This is a genomic window from Streptomyces milbemycinicus (assembly GCF_002154605.1).
GTDB classification, from domain to species: Bacteria; Actinomycetota; Actinomycetes; order Streptomycetales; family Streptomycetaceae; genus Streptomyces; species Streptomyces milbemycinicus.
In genome coordinates, this window is sequence record NZ_MUNE01000915.1 from 1 (window position 1) to 1,321 (window position 1,321).

2 protein-coding genes are annotated in these 1,321 nt (G+C 70.2%); one reads left to right on the forward strand and one right to left on the reverse strand.

The features are described 5' to 3' along the window. On the reverse strand, positions 1-687 hold a 687-nt coding region (locus tag CCN51_RS48805; RefSeq protein ID WP_342749427.1), incomplete at its 3' end, for an AfsR/SARP family transcriptional regulator. Positions 688-815: 128 nt separating this feature from the next. Between CCN51_RS48805 and CCN51_RS48810 the strand changes: the two genes are divergently transcribed. After that, positions 816-1,034, forward strand: a complete 219-nt coding sequence (locus CCN51_RS48810; RefSeq protein WP_014178978.1) for a hypothetical protein — start codon at positions 816-818, stop codon at positions 1,032-1,034. The last annotated feature ends 287 nt before the right edge of the window (positions 1,035-1,321 follow it).

The window sequence follows — 1,321 nt, forward strand, 5'->3', positions numbered from 1 at the left end:
GCTGCCGTACAGCGCGCGCATACGCAGCGCCAGCAGCGACTCGTCGTACGGATCGGAGGCGGACAGCGCGGCGAGGTCGTCCAGGGCTTCGCCGGAACGGTCCAGCAGCACCAGGCACTCCAGCCGCTCCAGCTGGAGCTTGCGCTGACGCTCCGCCAGCCGCCGCCGCTCTGCCTGTGCGAACGAGCCCGGCAGCCCGGCCAGAGGCTCGCCCCGGAACAGGGCGAGTGCCTGCGAGAACCGGGCCGCGGCGGTGGTCAGATCGCCGGATGCCTTCGCGCGCTGTGCCTCGTCGGCCCGTTCGGCCAGCTCGGCCACATCGAGCCGGACCCCGTCGGCGACGAAGCGGTATCCGCCCCCGCCGCTGCGGATGACCGACGGCTCATGCCCGCCCGCCGCGTCGAGCGCCTTCCGCAGCGGGTAGACATAGCTCGGAAGCACCCGGCGGCCGGACTTCGGCGGGCTTGACCCCCACACCCCGTCCAGCAACTGCTCATGGCTCACCAATACGCCCGGCCGCAGCACCAGCACGCTCAGTACGGCCTGCCGCCGCACCGGCCCCAGCTCCAGCGGCGTACCATCCCGCCAGGCCTGGACGGGCCCGAGCACCGCGATCCGAAGCCGCTGCGGCTGCGGTGCGCGCTGTCGCCGCCGCTGTGGTCGCCCCTGAGGCGTTCCCCCGTCCACCTCGAAGCCTCCGCCCCCCGCATCATCGAAATTTCATCTGCATTGCAGCGTCTGCGGCGATGGTTTGCAAGACACGACTGAGTACCGCTGGAAGCGTGGGGTCCATGGCTGGGATGAAAAGACGGCATGTGAACAAGGTCGTCTCCGACGCCAGGTTCGCTCTCAATCGGGGCGATTTCACATTCGAGGCCGTCATCGACATCAATACGCGCGCCAACCCCTCCATGAGAAAGATTCGCGGCGCCGTGGACGAACTCGTCTCCGCCATCGAGGCAGTGGGCTGGCAATGCGTCGGCGTCCGACCCTTCCTCGCGTCAGTCGAAATGCAGTTCGTCCGCGCCGTTTAGCCACGGTGATTGTCAGAAGTCGTCAAGGGAGCAGCGTGGACGAGCAACATCTGGGGGCCAGTTCCGGGAAGCGGGAGCCGCAGGAGGGACAGCAGCCTCCATCCGTCGTTCCGCCGGCGCTGCCCGGTGCGACCGGTGGAGCCGGAGGGTCCGCTGCGCCTGGCGGATCCGAGGATGCAGCCGGGGCGCGTCCGCCGTTGCCCGCCCCTCCGGCTGTTCCTCCGCTGCCTCCCCGTCCGCCCGCCGTACCTCCGCTGCCTCCCGGACCGCCCGCCGTACCGCCGCCG